The 13,374-nt window shown below is 61.4% G+C and carries 18 protein-coding genes; 3 read left to right on the forward strand and 15 right to left on the reverse strand.

The window, feature by feature from the left end; genetic code table 11:
- Window position 1 precedes the first annotated feature (1 nt).
- Complete coding sequence (locus BUB53_RS08585; RefSeq protein WP_073034289.1) at window positions 2-751, forward strand: hydroxypyruvate isomerase family protein; 750 nt, start codon at window positions 2-4, stop codon at window positions 749-751.
- Between the two features lie 44 nt (window positions 752-795).
- Here BUB53_RS08585 and BUB53_RS08590 read toward each other — a convergent pair whose 3' ends face one another.
- Complete coding sequence (locus BUB53_RS08590; RefSeq protein ID WP_073034290.1) at window positions 796-1,209, reverse strand: universal stress protein; 414 nt, start codon at window positions 1,207-1,209, stop codon at window positions 796-798.
- Window positions 1,210-1,510: 301 nt separating this feature from the next.
- Window positions 1,511-4,321, reverse strand: a complete 2,811-nt coding sequence (gene polA / locus BUB53_RS08595; RefSeq protein ID WP_073034291.1) for a DNA polymerase I — start codon at window positions 4,319-4,321, stop codon at window positions 1,511-1,513.
- Window positions 4,322-4,472: 151 nt separating this feature from the next.
- On the opposite strand from polA, the gene BUB53_RS08600 reads away from it, so the two are divergent.
- Complete coding sequence (locus BUB53_RS08600) at window positions 4,473-4,853, forward strand: VOC family protein (RefSeq protein ID WP_073034292.1); 381 nt, start codon at window positions 4,473-4,475, stop codon at window positions 4,851-4,853.
- A 4-nt stretch (window positions 4,854-4,857) separates the two neighbouring features.
- On the opposite strand, the gene BUB53_RS08605 is transcribed toward BUB53_RS08600, so the two are convergent.
- A complete protein-coding gene (locus BUB53_RS08605) occupies window positions 4,858-5,592 on the reverse strand; it encodes a DsbA family protein (protein ID WP_073034293.1) in 735 nt (244 codons plus the stop codon).
- Window positions 5,593-5,626: 34 nt separating this feature from the next.
- Window positions 5,627-5,815 (reverse strand): zinc-finger domain-containing protein, encoded by a 189-nt coding sequence (locus BUB53_RS08610; RefSeq protein ID WP_073034294.1) that lies wholly within the window; start codon window positions 5,813-5,815, stop codon window positions 5,627-5,629.
- 74 nt (window positions 5,816-5,889) lie between these two features.
- Between BUB53_RS08610 and BUB53_RS08615 the strand changes: the two genes are divergently transcribed.
- The gene (locus tag BUB53_RS08615) at window positions 5,890-6,819 is read left to right on the forward strand and encodes an ABC transporter ATP-binding protein (protein WP_073034295.1); all 930 of its coding nucleotides are present in this window, start codon (window positions 5,890-5,892) and stop codon (window positions 6,817-6,819) included.
- 447 nt (window positions 6,820-7,266) lie between these two features.
- Here the strand turns inward: BUB53_RS08615 and BUB53_RS08620 are convergent, their stop codons facing one another.
- The 11 genes from BUB53_RS08620 to BUB53_RS08660 all read right to left on the reverse strand — a co-directional run bounded on the left by BUB53_RS08620 (window position 7,267) and on the right by BUB53_RS08660 (window position 13,282).
- Window positions 7,267-8,040 carry an ion transporter gene (locus BUB53_RS08620; RefSeq protein ID WP_073034363.1) on the reverse strand — a complete coding sequence of 258 codons (774 nt, stop codon included), beginning with the start codon at window positions 8,038-8,040 and terminating at the stop codon, window positions 7,267-7,269.
- A gap of 126 nt (window positions 8,041-8,166) precedes the next feature.
- Window positions 8,167-9,174: a Hint domain-containing protein gene (locus BUB53_RS08625; protein ID WP_073034296.1), complete on the reverse strand. Its 1,008-nt coding sequence runs from the start codon at window positions 9,172-9,174 to the stop codon at window positions 8,167-8,169.
- A 90-nt stretch (window positions 9,175-9,264) separates the two neighbouring features.
- Window positions 9,265-10,137 (reverse strand): phosphoserine phosphatase SerB, encoded by an 873-nt coding sequence (gene serB / locus BUB53_RS08630; RefSeq protein ID WP_073034297.1) that lies wholly within the window; start codon window positions 10,135-10,137, stop codon window positions 9,265-9,267.
- A gap of 146 nt (window positions 10,138-10,283) precedes the next feature.
- Window positions 10,284-11,048, reverse strand: a complete 765-nt coding sequence (locus BUB53_RS08635) for a tyrosine-type recombinase/integrase (protein ID WP_200797789.1) — start codon at window positions 11,046-11,048, stop codon at window positions 10,284-10,286.
- Window positions 11,049-11,131: 83 nt separating this feature from the next.
- Window positions 11,132-11,476 (reverse strand): hypothetical protein, encoded by a 345-nt coding sequence (locus BUB53_RS22940; RefSeq protein ID WP_200797790.1) that lies wholly within the window; start codon window positions 11,474-11,476, stop codon window positions 11,132-11,134.
- Between the two features lie 109 nt (window positions 11,477-11,585).
- Window positions 11,586-12,116 (reverse strand): MerR family transcriptional regulator, encoded by a 531-nt coding sequence (locus BUB53_RS08640; RefSeq protein ID WP_073034299.1) that lies wholly within the window; start codon window positions 12,114-12,116, stop codon window positions 11,586-11,588.
- 92 nt (window positions 12,117-12,208) lie between these two features.
- Window positions 12,209-12,406, reverse strand: a complete 198-nt coding sequence (locus tag BUB53_RS08645; protein WP_143163166.1) for a hypothetical protein — start codon at window positions 12,404-12,406, stop codon at window positions 12,209-12,211.
- Window positions 12,399-12,641: a hypothetical protein gene (locus tag BUB53_RS08650; RefSeq protein ID WP_073034301.1), complete on the reverse strand. Its 243-nt coding sequence runs from the start codon at window positions 12,639-12,641 to the stop codon at window positions 12,399-12,401. The genes BUB53_RS08645 and BUB53_RS08650 overlap by 8 nt, the downstream gene beginning before the upstream one ends.
- Window positions 12,638-12,841 (reverse strand): hypothetical protein, encoded by a 204-nt coding sequence (locus BUB53_RS08655; protein WP_143163167.1) that lies wholly within the window; start codon window positions 12,839-12,841, stop codon window positions 12,638-12,640. The genes BUB53_RS08650 and BUB53_RS08655 overlap by 4 nt, the downstream gene beginning before the upstream one ends.
- Window positions 12,838-13,116 (reverse strand): hypothetical protein, encoded by a 279-nt coding sequence (locus BUB53_RS22445; RefSeq protein WP_143163168.1) that lies wholly within the window; start codon window positions 13,114-13,116, stop codon window positions 12,838-12,840. The genes BUB53_RS08655 and BUB53_RS22445 overlap by 4 nt, the downstream gene beginning before the upstream one ends.
- Window positions 13,103-13,282 carry an Arc family DNA-binding protein gene (locus BUB53_RS08660; RefSeq protein WP_073034303.1) on the reverse strand — a complete coding sequence of 60 codons (180 nt, stop codon included), beginning with the start codon at window positions 13,280-13,282 and terminating at the stop codon, window positions 13,103-13,105. Before BUB53_RS08660 ends, BUB53_RS22445 begins: the two co-directional genes overlap by 14 nt.
- Window positions 13,283-13,374: the final 92 nt, after the last annotated feature.

A 13,374-nucleotide genomic window follows, 5' to 3' on the forward strand; every position in this document is an offset into this window, starting at 1 on the left:
GATGCCCCGTTTTGCCGCCAACCTGTCGATGCTGTTTCGCGAACTTCCGGTGCTGGAGCGCCCGGCGGCGGCGCGGGATGCGGGGTTTGCGGGGGTGGAGATCCTGTTTCCCTATGACGAGCCGGGGCATCTGATCCGGCAGGCGCTGGACCGGGCGGGCCTGCCTCTGATCCTGATCAACACGCCGCCGCCCAACTGGACGGGGGGCGACAGGGGCTTTGCCGCGATTCCCGGCGGCGAGGAGCGGTTTCGCCACGATTTCCGCCGTGCGCTGCGCTATGCGCAGGTACTGGGGGCGCGGCATATCCATGTGATGGCCGGTGTCGCCGGGGGGCTGGAAGCGCGCGATACCTTCATCCGCAACCTCGCCTGGGCCGCCGCCACCGCGCCCGAACAGCCCTTGACCATCGAGCCGATCAACACCCATGACATGCCGGGCTATTTCCTGGACGATTTCGATCTGGCCGCCGAGGTGCTGGACACCGTGGGCGCGCCCAATCTCGCGCTGCAATTCGACGCCTACCATGCGCATCGCATCACCGGCGACGTGATGGGCACATGGGCCGCGCATGGCCACCGGGCGGCACATGTGCAGGTGGCGGGGTATCCGGGGCGGCACGAACCGGCAGGCGGAGAGATAGATTACCCCGCATTCTTTGCGCGGCTCGATTCGGATGGTTATGCCGGGTTCGTGAGCGGCGAATACGCCCCCGAAGGGCGCACCGGGGACGGGATCGGCTGGATTACCTGACCGCCGGTTTTCCAATCGGCCCGGCGGTCAGGTGTGACATTGGCCTAGTTGCGCACCACGTAGACCGAGCATTCGGCATGGGTGACGACATGGCTGGCGGTGGTGCCCAGCAGGTAATCGGACACTTTGGGGTTGGCCGATTCCATCACGATCACATCGACATTGCGCTCATCGGCCAGTTTGACGATCTGGCGGTGCGTCGCGCCTTTGCGGACGACGGTTTCCACCTCGACCCCTTCGGCGGGATGCGCGGCGATGAATTTCTTCAATTCCTCGGTCCAGTATTTGTCGGAATCGTAGATGTTCAGGTTGCGCTCGATCTCGGGCGCGACGGTGGCGACGATCAGTTTCGCGCCGCGCCGTTGGGCCATTTCAACGGCCTCGGTATAGGCGTTGTATTCGAGTTTTACGTGGCGCAGGTTGACGGGGCAGAGGATCAGTTTGGTTTTGCGGGCCATGGGATACCTTTTGGCGAAGACAGGTGGCAAGAATGCACGCACCTAGCCGATTCGCCAAATTGCCGTGTTGCAGAAACGGCAGGGAATGATCCGGGAACGTCATCAGGGCCGGGGCATAACGGGACTGCAAAAAACGCAGGGCTTGGCCTGTGCAACGCGTCCTTGGGGCAGGGTCGGGAAAGGCGCGACAGGGCTTAGGCCTCGTGCGGTGAGACGTGCATCGCCGGGGGGCGGCACGGCGATGTATGGCGGCCTGCGGCCGCTGTTTCGCGCATGGGGAAGCCCCCCGCCGGCCTTTCGGTCAGTGCGCCTGCGCCCAGTTGGCCCCCTGCCCGGCATCCACGACCATGGGCACGTCCACCTTGACCGCCGGCAGCGCGGCTCCTTCCATCACCTCGCGGGCGGTGTCGATCAGTTTGCGGGTGGCGTCTTCGGCCACTTCGAAGATCAGTTCGTCATGCACCTGCAACAGCATCCTGGCGGGCTGGCCCTGAATGGCGTCGGGCATGCGGATCATGGCGCGGCGGATGATGTCGGCGGCGGTGCCTTGGATGGGCGCGTTGATCGCGGCGCGTCTGGCGAACCCGGCGCGCGGACCCTTGGCCGAAATCTCGGGGGTGTGGATTTTCCGGCCAAAGAGCGTTTGGACGAAACCGTGCTCTTTGGCGAAGCCCACCGTGTCGTCCATGTAGGTCTTGATACCGGGGAAGCGCTCGAAATAGCGGTCGATAAAGCCCTGCGCCTCGGAGCGGGGGATGCGCAGGTTGCGGGCAAGGCCAAAGCCCGAGATACCATAGATTACGCCGAAATTGATCGCCTTGGCCTGACGGCGGATGTCCGGGGTCATCTCGTCCATCGGTACGTCGAACATTTCGCTGGCGGTCATGGCGTGGATGTCCTGACCGTCCCTGAACGCCTGTTTCATCGCCGGAAGGTCAGCCACATGGGCGAGAATGCGCAATTCGATCTGGGAATAGTCGAGGCTGACCAGAACATTGCCCGGCTCGGCGACGAAGGCCTCGCGGATGCGGCGGCCTTCTTCGCTGCGCACGGGGATGTTTTGCAGGTTCGGATCGGTCGAGGCCAGACGCCCGGTATTCGCCCCGGTCTGGACATAGGAGGTGTGCACGCGGCCCGTGTCCGGGTCGATATGATCCTGAAGCGCGTCGGTATAGGTGGATTTCAGCTTCGAGAGCGCGCGCCAGTCCAGCACGCGGGCGGGCAGATCGTGTTCGGTGGCCAGATCCTCGAGCACGTCGGCGCCGGTGGCATAGGCGCCGGTCTTGCCCTTCTTGCCGCCGTCGAGGCCCATTTCGTCGAACAGGATTTCGCCCAGTTGCTTGGGCGATCCGACGTTGAACTTGCGGCCTGCGAGTTCGTGAATTTCCTCTTCGAGTTCGGCCATTTTCTGGGCGAACTTGCCGGACATGCGCGACAGGGTCTCGCGATCCACCTTGATGCCGTTGCGCTCCATCCGGGCGAGGACGGGCGAGAGGGGGCGCTCCAGCGTTTCGTAGACGGTGGTCACTTTCTCGCGGTGCAGTTGCGGCTTGAAGGTCAGCCAGAGGCGCAGGGTGATATCGGCATCTTCGGCGGCGTATTTCACGGCCTCGGCCACCGGCACGCGATCAAAGGTGATGGCCGATTTGCCGCTGCCCAGCAGGGTCTTGATGGGGATCGGCGTGTGGCTGAGATAGCGTTCGGAGAGCGTGTCCATGCCATGCCCGTGAATGCCCGCGTTCAGCGCGTAGGACATCAGCATCGTGTCGTCGAACGGCGCGACGGTGATGTCGTGGCGGGCGAAGATCTTGGCGTCGTATTTCATGTTCTGGCCGATCTTGAGGATCGCGTCATCCTCAAGCACCGGCTTGAGCGCGGCCAGCACATCGTCGAGCGGCAACTGCCCTTCGGCCAGCGCATCGGTGCTGAACAGGTCGTCGGACGCCCCGTCGCGATGCGTGAGCGGGATGTAACAGGCCTGCCCCGGATCGACCGACAGGGAGATGCCCACCAGATCGGCCTGCATTTCGTTGAGCGAGGTGGTTTCGGTGTCCACCGCCACGTACCCACGGGCGCGGATACGGTCGATCCAGGCGTTCAGCGCCTCCATCGTCGAGACGTGTTCGTAAGCGTCGGGGTCAATGGCGGGCCATTCGGGGTCTTCTTCGGCCGGGTCGGCGCCTGCGGGGTTGGTATCGGGGATCACCGGGGCCTCGACGCCCAGGGAGTCGGCAATGCGTTTGGAGAGGGTGCGGAATTCCATCTCGGCCAGGAACGCCAGCAGGGTGTCGGTGTCGGGCTCGCGCAGTTCCAGATCATCGAGCGTGAAATCGAGCGGGGTGTCGCAATCGAGCTGCACCAGTTTCTTGGACAGTTCGATCTGCTCGCGCTTGTCGATCAGGGTCTGGCGGCGCTTGGGCTGTTTGATCTCTTCGGCCCGGTCGAGCAGTTCCTCAAGGCTGCCGAACTCGTTGATCAGCAGCGCGGCGGTCTTGATGCCGATGCCGGGCGCACCCGGCACGTTATCGACGCTGTCGCCCGCGAGAGCCTGCACATCGACCACGCGATCCGGCCCGACGCCGAACTTTTCCTCGACGCCTTCAACGTCGATACGGCGGTTTTTCATGGCATCCAGCATTTCGACGCCGCCGCCGACCAGTTGCATCAGGTCCTTGTCGGATGAGATGATCGTGACGCGCCCACCGGCCTCGCGCGCCTGACAGGACAGGGTGGCGATGATGTCGTCGGCCTCGTACCCTTCCAGTTCCTTGCAGGCGATGTTGAACGCCTCGGTCGCGCGGCGGGTCAGCGGGATTTGCGGGCGCAGGTCTTCGGGCATCGCCTCGCGGTTGGCCTTGTACTGATCGTAAAGATCGTTGCGGAAGGTGTGGCTGCCCTTGTCGAAGATCACGGCGATATGGGTGGGGGCGTCGTCGCTGGTGTTGTTGCCGTCGATGTAGCGCTGCAACATGTTGCAAAAGCCCGAGACCGCCCCGATGGGCAGCCCGTCGGATTTGCGCGTCAGCGGCGGCAGGGCGTGATAGGCCCGGAAGATGAAGGCCGAGCCGTCGATCAGGTGCAGGTGGCACCCCTTGCCGAATGAATTGCCCATGATCGCCCCCGTTTGGATTGTCCTGCGGTCTTGGTATTGCCACGAAGTGGCGCGCGCTTCCAGCGGGTTCCTGCGTATTCGATGTGGTCGCGGGTGTCGCGCGGCGCTACCTTGCCGACAATTTCCGTTACCAGCCACATGGGACCGCATCATGGAAACCGACAGGACCGGCGTTATCCTGAACACTGAAAACTATCGCGCCTGCGTGACCTTTTATGGCGAGGTTCTGGGCCTGCCCCTGCTGTTCGAATTCGATCGCCCAGGCGAGCGACTGACCTGTTTCGACATGGGTGGCGCCTACCTGATGGTGGAACCGGGCGGCACCGCCCGGACCGAGGGGAAAACGCCCGAAACCTGCCCGACAAAGTTTCGTTTCAATGTGCGCGATGTCGAGGCCGCAGCGGCGGAGCTTGTCGCCAGAGGGGTGGAGGTGAGCGTTCGCAAGCACGACTGGGGCATGATGGCCGAGTTTCACGACCCGGACGGCAACCGGTGCGCCCTGAGATCGGAAGGCGATTTTGGCAGCCGGTAACTGATCAACCCGTTACCGGGCAAGGCAAGGTAGCGGCATTCTGTTGCTCGAGCTCGATCAGGGCCTTGAGCTGGCGCTGGCCGATATCTCCCATGAAGGCCGTGCGCCCGACCACCAGAGCGGGCGTGCCGAAGAATCCGAAGCGCGACGCAAGCGCTGCCGTCATGCCGAGTTGCCGGGTCACTGCCAGGTCTTCCATATCGGCGATCAGTTGGTCGGGGTTCGCCCCTTCTTCGCCGGCCACAGCGCGCAGATAGGCATTGTTGGGCAGGAAGGGCGAATCCATCAACCTGTTGTGAAACGCATCGTAGGCCCCTTGTTTCCTTGCGGCCAGCGCGGCGCGGGCGGCCCGCAGCGATGCCGCCCCCAACAGCGGAAGCTCGTGCCAGGTGATCGCCACCGGCGCGCTGTCCTGCAACGCGTGCAGCCGTGGGCTGACCTGACGGCAGATGCTGCACCGATAATCCGAAAAATAAGCGATCGGCAGATCGCCCGTCTGGCGCGGCGCGGAAAAAAGCGCCGCACAGAGCGCTTCGCCGGAAACGATTTGCGGCCGCTCCGACGGGTCGAGCCCGACCAGTGCCGGAACCCCGCGCGATACCGGGCCGCCCTCAAGCTGACGGAACCCCGGCAGGTCGGGATAGGGTTTGAAATCGAAATCGGGGGTGCGCAGCTTGTCGATGAAACGCCACGAGGAAATTCCGAGCCCCGCCATGGCAAGTATCGTGACACCCGTCATCAAGAACGAACGCCGGTCGGGAACAGGGTCCGGTTCAGGCGGCCGAGGCTTCACCTTCGAAGTCCTTATGGATGTATTTGCAATCGCAGTAAGGGCATTCGACATAGCCCGTTTCATGCGATACCGACAGCCAGACGCGCGGATGGCCCAATGCGCCCTCGCCGCCGTCACAGGCAACACGATAGCTGTCAACGATCCGTGTCTCGGGGGCTTTCGTCACCATCTGGCGTTTCCTTTTGCCTGCAATTCCACTAGGTCCGAATATGATTGATCCGACAGGCAGGGGCAAGGGCACCAATGAGTCAGAACGCCATCGAAATCCGGGGCTTGCAGAAAACCTATGCCGCCGGGCGCGGCGCACCGGCGAAACAGGCGCTGAAAGGGGTCGATCTGGAGATTCCCGCCGGATCGGTCTTTGGCCTGCTCGGCCCCAACGGGGCAGGGAAATCGACGCTGATCAACATTCTGGCCGGGCTGGTGGTGAAAACCGCCGGGCAGGTGACGATCTGGGGCTTCGATCAGGATGTGAATCCCCGGCAAAGCCGCGCCTCGATCGGGGTGATGCCGCAGGAGTTGAACCTCGATCCGTTCTTTACCCCGCGCGCCGCGCTCGAGGTGCAGGCGGGGCTGTACGGGGTGCCCAAATCGCAGCGCCGCAGCGACGAGATCCTGCGGCTGGTCGGGCTGGAAGACAAGGCCGAAGCCTATGCGCGCACCCTGTCGGGGGGCATGCGGCGGCGGCTGTTGCTGGCCAAGGCGCTGGTGCATCAGCCCCATGTTCTGGTGCTGGACGAACCGACGGCGGGGGTGGATATCGAACTGCGCCAGATGCTGTGGGAAAACGTGCGTCGCCTCAACCAACAGGGCATGACGGTGATCCTGACCACCCATTATCTGGAAGAGGCCGAAGAGATGTGCGACGAAATCGCGATCATCAATTTCGGCGAAGTGGTGGCGCGCGACAGCACGGCCAACCTGCTGGGGCGGCTGGACAGCAAGACCATGATCATCCACCCCGAAGACGAGGCGGCCACCCTGCCCGAGGCCCCCGGCATCGAGGTGGAAACGCGCCCTGACGGATCGCTGGCGCTGAGCTATCAATCCCGCGAGACGCCCGCCGAAGCGGTGCTGGAGGCGGTGCGCGGCGCGGGCATCCGCATTCGTGACGTGAAAACCGAGCAGGCCGATTTGCAGGACGTGTTCCTTGAACTGACGCGCTCGCGCTAGGACCTGGCCTTGCAACCGGAACAATGCACAGCGCCGCGGCGCTCGGCCTGTGCGGGTCTCCGCGCCACAGCCCTGCCCGCTGTTTGCCACAGAATCACCGCCGATTGGCAGTAATATCCGCCGATTGGGCCTGAACGCTGGCGCAGAACGCCAGCCTCTGACGGGGGCGTTTCGGATTGGTTTGAACGATGAGGAAAAACCATACGGCTGCGCGAAAACACCAAACCCGGCACATTCCGCGGCGCTGTCATCGCTGCCGCGGCTCGGGCAATGCGTCCTGCCAGATCTGCCTGGGCGCCGGTCAGGTCGTGACGGGCCGCGACATTTTCGGAAAGACACAGACGACCGCTTGCCAGGGGTGTTTCGGGCGAAGATTCACCCGCTGTTCGATCTGCAACGGCGAAGGTTTCGTCTAGCGCGATACGGTCATGACAGCCGGGCTTTCGGCTATCGCCTGGCGCGCTCGTTCAGAAGAGTTTCGATGCGATCCAGCCGGGCAAAAACCTCGTCACGGTAGGTATCGGTTTTCTCGGCGTCCTCTTCGTGGTGCGCGTCCTGCATGGAGTTCACGATCAGGCCCACCACAAGGTTCACCACGGCGAAGGTAGTGACCAGGATGAACGGTACAAAGAAAGCCCAGGCGTGGGTATATACCTCCATCACCGGGCGCACGATCCCCATCGACCACGATTCCAGCGTCATGATCTGGAACAGCGAATAGGCCGACAGGCCAAGCGTGCCGAACCAGTCAGGAAAGGCCGCGCCGAACAGCTTGGTCGCCATGACCGAGCCGATATAGAAGATGATCCCCATCAGCAGGAACACCGACCCCATGCCCGGCAGTGCGTTCATCAGCCCTTCGACCACGCGACGCAGCGACGGGGTGACCGACAGCACGCGCAACAGACGCAGGATACGCAGGGCCCGCAGCACGCTGAGGCCCTGTGCGGCGGGGATCAGGGAAATGCCGACGATCACGAAATCGAAGATGTTCCATCCGCTGCGGAAAAACCCGCCGCCACGGGCATAGAGCTTGGCCGCGATCTCGACCACGAAGATGGCGAGGCAGATCGAATCCAGCGTCACGATCAACGGGCCTGCGGCCTGCATCAGCCTGTCGGAGGTTTCCATACCGAGGATCACCGCGTTGAACAGGATGACGCCAAGGATGAAATTCTGCACCGCCTGCCGGTCGATGACCGACGCCACTTTTGCCCGCATTACAAATTGATCCGTGTTTGCCTGTTCGCTCATGCAGCGTGATATGGGGCAGCCCGGCGCGGGCTGCAAGCGGCCGCGCGATCAATCCGGGACGCCTCAGCGGTATACGGCCCGATTGCCGGAAATTCAGGCGACCAGCGCGGTTTCCCATCGGCGCAGGCAACGCCGCGCCGGGCGGGCCAAAGCATTTGACGCGGGTTCGGCCGAACCGGTCAATTCAGGGAACAGGGCGGCGATTTCGGCGCGTTCGGCGGTGCTGAGCGCCTCTTGCGCCAGTGCGCCCAGATACAGGCTTTCGCTCGGGATACCTTCGGCCATGATCACTTCGTGCCGGTCAAAAGCCAGATGCACATAGCACACGCGCCGCCGGGGCACCTGCCGGATGGTATCGCCATTGACCAGATGCACCGCCGCGACCAACACCTGCGGCTGGCCGAAATACATCTCGGCGCGCCAGTCTTCGACCAGCATCCGGTGTTGCGGCGACACCACCAGCTTGCGCCGGTTGCCCAAAGCCCCTGCCGATATTTCCACAGGGGCCATAAGACCGCGCCCCGGCACCGTGCGGTGACCGGCCCAGCGCACCGGCTGAAGCCCGTGATCCAGAGTCCGGACCATATCGCCGGGGCGGATGATTTCGACCGGCAGCGGGCCGGTATCGGTTTCGATCAGCGTTCCGGCGGCGAAGCAGGGAAAGACCGGCGGGTCTGGCGAAAAGGTATCGAACGCCAATTGCTGATCGCGGGGCGGCTCCAGACCGGGGCCGTATTGCATGGTTCCCGAGGTCAGGCCGTTCACATCGAACACGATATTCGCGGGGCTGGTCATGATCTGATGCTCGCCCGAGGACGCACGGCCCTGAAACTGATCGTGCTGCGGATTCAGGCTGGAATAGATCGGCGGCGCGGGCGGATCGCTTGCGGGCCATGCGTAAATATCGACGAATTGCCCGTTCGAGAACAGATTGTCACCCGGATTGACTTGTCGGATCACGACACGAAAGATGTCAGTCGCCGAGCCGAGCGTCTGAACGCCGGTCAGTGTCACTTTCATCCCGTTGTCATTGCCTGTTGTCGAGACGCTGGAAAAGGTCCCCACCTCGTCCCCGGTCACGAAAATTTCGATCTCGGCCACCCTAAAACCCCTTACAACTCATCCCCCAGGATTTGCTGCTGGAATGAACCGGACGATGCCCGAAAACTGATGGCTTATCAAGCGTTTCACTCAGGGCGCGGCAAAGCTGTCGCGAGTGTATCCCTGAAGGTACAAAAGTGCGGTCAGATCGCCGTGGTTCACCCGCACGTCGCACTGTTCGGCAACCGAGGGCTTGGCATGCAGCGCCACGCCGGTGCCCGCCCGGCCCAGCATGCCCAGATCGTTGGCCCCGTCACCCACGGCGATCACGTCGGCCTCGGTGATCCCAAGGCCGGCGCTGATCTCTTCCAGGGCCTCTACCTTGGCGGCACGGCCAAGGATCGGGCGGGTCACGTCACCGGTCAGTTTGCCGCCCTCGATCAACAGGGTGTTGGCGCGGTTTTCGTCAAAGCCCAGATCGGTGGCGACCCTGGCGGTGAAGGCGGTAAAGCCCCCCGACACCAGCACGCAGCGCGCGCCATACGCCTTCATCGTCGACACCAGAGCCTTGCCGCCGGGCATATAGGTGATGCGCTCGGCCAGAACCTGCGCGATCACGGCCTCGTCCAGCCCTTTCAGAAGCGCCACCCGTTCAAGCAACGCGCCTTCGAAATCCAGTTCGCCATTCATCGCGCGCGCGGTGATATCCCGGACATGCTCGCCCACACCCGCGACCTCGGCCAGTTCGTCGATGCATTCCTGTTGAATCATGGTGCTGTCCATGTCGGCCAGCAGCATTTTCTTGCGCCGCCCCTCGGCGGGCTGGATGACCAGATCGACCTTTTGCTGTTGCAGGTCCGCCCAGACCTTCCAGCGGTTCGAGGGAATTTCGGCCAGCGAAAACTCTGCCGCCTCGTCGGGCGACAACCATTGCGCGTCCCCCCCACCCCAGGCGTTGCGCAGGGCATCCACAAGGGCAGGATCCAAAGCACCCTCAGGCGCAATCAGCGTGGCGATGAACATGGGGGCAGGTTTCCGATCATAGTCAAAGAGGTCGCGTTTAATCGCTCGAGCGGCGTTCTAGCGTCATTCCAGCGCGTGCGAAAGTCCCTGACTGAGCCCGTTCCGATCCGCGGGACACCCCTCCCAACGAGGGGCATAGGCATTTTTTATTTTCTCCTTTTATTTCGGATAGTTGGAAGATCATAGTCTTCACCTTGCACCGATTTTGCACCAAAAAGCACGTTGGTGATGCTCGGGTCTTTCATGGCATGGGCGTAGGTACGAAGTACCGTAGTGGCATCTTTCCAGCCGCCCATATCCGCCACCGTCTTCACGTCGATACCCGCTTGCAGCATTGACGTGGCAAAGCCATGCCGACAGCAGTGCGGGGTCAAACGCTCGATCTTCGCGCGCCTGCAAACATTGTTCCACGGCCCCCGAACGCTGCCCCGGCCCGAGTAGCCGAATACCGGATCATCCGGATTTCGGTTGCTGGGAATGTTCGCCAGCGCGACCACGACTTCGGGCGGCAGGTGCGCGATGCGCTTCCACGGTGTCGGTTTGAAAAGGTGCAGTTCTGCCGTTGCTGCGTTCAGATCGACATAGCGCCAGGTCAGACTGCAAGCCTCCCCGACGCGCGCGGCTGTGCCGAACATGAACAGGCAAAGCGCGCCCAGGTGCGGCAGGCCATCCGTATCGGCCTGTGATGCAAAGGCACGCACCCACTCCACCGTGGCCGGTGTCTTCACCTCGGGGTTTTCCGTATAGCGTTTCACCGAAATGCGCTGACACCAACCAAGCCCCGCCGCGTGGTTGATCGCGGCCTGCGTCGGCTTGATCACCTGCCGGTTCCATGTCGGTTCATTCGCATTCGGATAAATCTTCTTCGCCGCCTGCCGGATCAGTTCGGGCGTCACGTCTTCCGCCAGCATATCTTTCCAATACTGCGCCAGCTTGAGAAGGAACCTCTCTGACTTGTCCGCATCCAGATAGGCCGTGAACACCTGCGCCATCGTCAGCCCTGCCCCTGGCCCATCGAAACTACGTTGCCACGCTTTGGCTTCGGTTTCCGCTTTGATACGTTCCGCGATTTTCCGATCAGTCGTTTTTGCAGACTGGTAAAATCGCCTTCCGGCAACAGTTCCTCGGAAGTACCAGACGCCATTGCGCTGGAAGAGTTTGAGGGACATTTCATGGCCTCCTTAAGCTGTTCAACGTGTTCCTGAAACAGGATCGTTTTCTGGCCCAGCTTAGCATAGGCACCCAGGTCGCGGATCGTGCCCCGCAATGTCCGCTCCGACACACCGAAATGGTCTGCCAGATCGGCAGGCGTGGTATATGGAGGGAGCAGGTTAGCCACCGCAACGTCCGATCTCAGTGCGCACCACAGGAATGGCTGCGCCCCGATACGTTGTGATGTATCGGGTCAGTTCGGCTTCTGTGATGGTGGCGCGACGGGAAGACATTGATTAGGCACCTCCCCTGGCAGCCGCCTGGCTCATCACCTCTTGCGGATTGAGTCCGAGCGAAACACAAACCCGGTCAAACACTGCAAGCAAATCCACGACGATGAACGCTTCGCGATCACGCCCCCCGTATGCCACACGAACGAACGGATCGGACCCTGGTTTATAAGTGGTAATTTGGGAATGTTTGCCAGCGACAAACAGCAAGGTGCGACCATAGCTAATATCATAGGGCAACGCCGGAAGGCGTTGCAGTTTGCCCGAGGGCGCAGCATGGGCAACGTGCGCGAAGGACTGAGCGGCATAGAAGGCGACTCCAAGATCGGAAACGCCAGCTTTCACCAGCGCCGCTGCCGTCGCAATCTCCATCACGTTGTGCCAAGAAAAGCGGCGATGCTTACCTTGCGACCCACCGCCTTCAATTTTGTGTCCGATGATCACATCCCGCTTGATCCAGTTTTGAAGGGTAGAGGGTGTAATGCCTGACGCCTGGGCAACCTCACCCGCAGAAAAATATCTTGTATAGATGCTCATATTAGCCTCGCAAAGTTAAAGTGTCGCTTGATCTTTTATACGCATTGCAAAGCAAATGGTCAAGCGACACTTTATGCTCCTTGCCCATTTATTCAGGCAGCACCTACCAGCCTTTCCAGTGCATCGCTTATGCCTATCACTGCACTCCTTTGCTCCATGCTAATCGGTCTGTCAGGTGTAGCGCCCGCGATCTCGAAGGAGACGATCTGCAACGCTGCGACGAGGTTAGCGACGTCGGACAGCTTGTCTTCCAGCTTGCCGTGCTCCTCCATCCAATTTCTCTCAGTCATGCCTCGCCCCTTCCGGAAGACATTTGTAAAGTGCCTCGAAATTCATCATTGCTCTGTCGGCTCGCTCTGCTACCGCGTTGATCACACCACAGGTTGCATTACGCATCTTGGCGTAGTGCGGGTTCTCAATGACCGTACCGCCCATCTCATTGCCAATCAGTTCGAGCATATCCACGAGTTGCCGCATCTCGGCCAGAGAGTGGTCAACTTCTATCAGGTGATCCCTTGTGATCATGCCATGCCCTCCGGTGCGTTCACGTCGTCCAGCGCGATATTGAGACGATAGGCGCGGTCTTGAGCCTTCTCGATAATTACAAACAAATCCTCCCGGTTCGGCTCGGAATGCATGTATAGTGCGGCACTCAATAAGGTTTGAATGATCCCCGCTTCGTCTTGCATTTGCTGGCGGGTCATTTTGATTTTGCGTTCTCTCATGCCGCACCCCCAATCAGGCGCTCAACACGGCAAGCCGCATGGCGCAGATAGCTACGGGCTTGTGCGATGTTGCGGGAGGTCGGGCGCTTCCCCTCAAGTTCATCATCAGCGAGAGCAAGGAAGTCCTCCAGTTCCGCCAGCCATTCAGCAGGCAAACAGTTGCATTCGTCGTCGTGTTTCGGTATATTCACTTCTGATTTCCTTTCAGACTGGATTTCATCAAAGACCGTTCGGGCCTCTATCCCGGCGGTCTTTCTTGTTTCAGGGTGTAGCATCGGATACCTCCTCTTGGTTTGGCTGGTAGGTGGTGCGATCCATCCGCTCACGGACAGCGCGGATTACTTCACTGTTCTGGCTGCTGCCGTTCTTTGCAGCCTGTTCCGCCAGCCACGTCTTCACGTCGAGAGGAAAGCGGACCGGCAGTTGCCTAATTTTGCTCATGTTCACACCTTATTAATATCATATGCATATTAATACGCACTTCATACCATTGCGGTCAAGCAAAAATAATAGCATTTGCATATCACAAAGGG

Source organism: Roseovarius pacificus (assembly GCF_900142665.1).
GTDB lineage: Bacteria > Pseudomonadota > Alphaproteobacteria > Rhodobacterales > Rhodobacteraceae > Roseovarius > Roseovarius pacificus.

Excerpts from the sequence above, each read along its gene's own strand:
- BUB53_RS08640 (WP_073034299.1), bottom strand. The coding sequence starts at position 12,116 with ATGAGCATCTATACAAGATATTTTTCTGCGGGTGAGGTTGCCCAGGCG.
- polA (WP_073034291.1), bottom strand. The coding sequence starts at position 4,321 with ATGGGCAATTCATTCGGCAAGGGGTGCCACCTGCACCTGATCGACGGC.
- BUB53_RS08590 (WP_073034290.1), bottom strand. The coding sequence starts at position 1,209 with ATGGCCCGCAAAACCAAACTGATCCTCTGCCCCGTCAACCTGCGCCAC.
- BUB53_RS08650 (WP_073034301.1), bottom strand. The coding sequence starts at position 12,641 with ATGATCACAAGGGATCACCTGATAGAAGTTGACCACTCTCTGGCCGAG.
- BUB53_RS08645 (WP_143163166.1), bottom strand. The coding sequence starts at position 12,406 with ATGACTGAGAGAAATTGGATGGAGGAGCACGGCAAGCTGGAAGACAAG.
- BUB53_RS08660 (WP_073034303.1), bottom strand. The coding sequence starts at position 13,282 with ATGAGCAAAATTAGGCAACTGCCGGTCCGCTTTCCTCTCGACGTGAAG.
- BUB53_RS08615 (WP_073034295.1), top strand. The coding sequence starts at position 5,890 with ATGAGTCAGAACGCCATCGAAATCCGGGGCTTGCAGAAAACCTATGCC.
- BUB53_RS08585 (WP_073034289.1), top strand. The coding sequence starts at position 2 with ATGCCCCGTTTTGCCGCCAACCTGTCGATGCTGTTTCGCGAACTTCCG.
- BUB53_RS08600 (WP_073034292.1), top strand. The coding sequence starts at position 4,473 with ATGGAAACCGACAGGACCGGCGTTATCCTGAACACTGAAAACTATCGC.
- BUB53_RS22445 (WP_143163168.1), bottom strand. The coding sequence starts at position 13,116 with ATGCTACACCCTGAAACAAGAAAGACCGCCGGGATAGAGGCCCGAACG.
- BUB53_RS08635 (WP_200797789.1), bottom strand. The coding sequence starts at position 11,048 with ATGCTGGCGGAAGACGTGACGCCCGAACTGATCCGGCAGGCGGCGAAG.
- BUB53_RS08605 (WP_073034293.1), bottom strand. The coding sequence starts at position 5,592 with ATGACGGGTGTCACGATACTTGCCATGGCGGGGCTCGGAATTTCCTCG.
- BUB53_RS08610 (WP_073034294.1), bottom strand. The coding sequence starts at position 5,815 with ATGGTGACGAAAGCCCCCGAGACACGGATCGTTGACAGCTATCGTGTT.
- BUB53_RS08655 (WP_143163167.1), bottom strand. The coding sequence starts at position 12,841 with ATGAGAGAACGCAAAATCAAAATGACCCGCCAGCAAATGCAAGACGAA.
- BUB53_RS08620 (WP_073034363.1), bottom strand. The coding sequence starts at position 8,040 with ATGCGGGCAAAAGTGGCGTCGGTCATCGACCGGCAGGCGGTGCAGAAT.
- serB (WP_073034297.1), bottom strand. The coding sequence starts at position 10,137 with ATGTTCATCGCCACGCTGATTGCGCCTGAGGGTGCTTTGGATCCTGCC.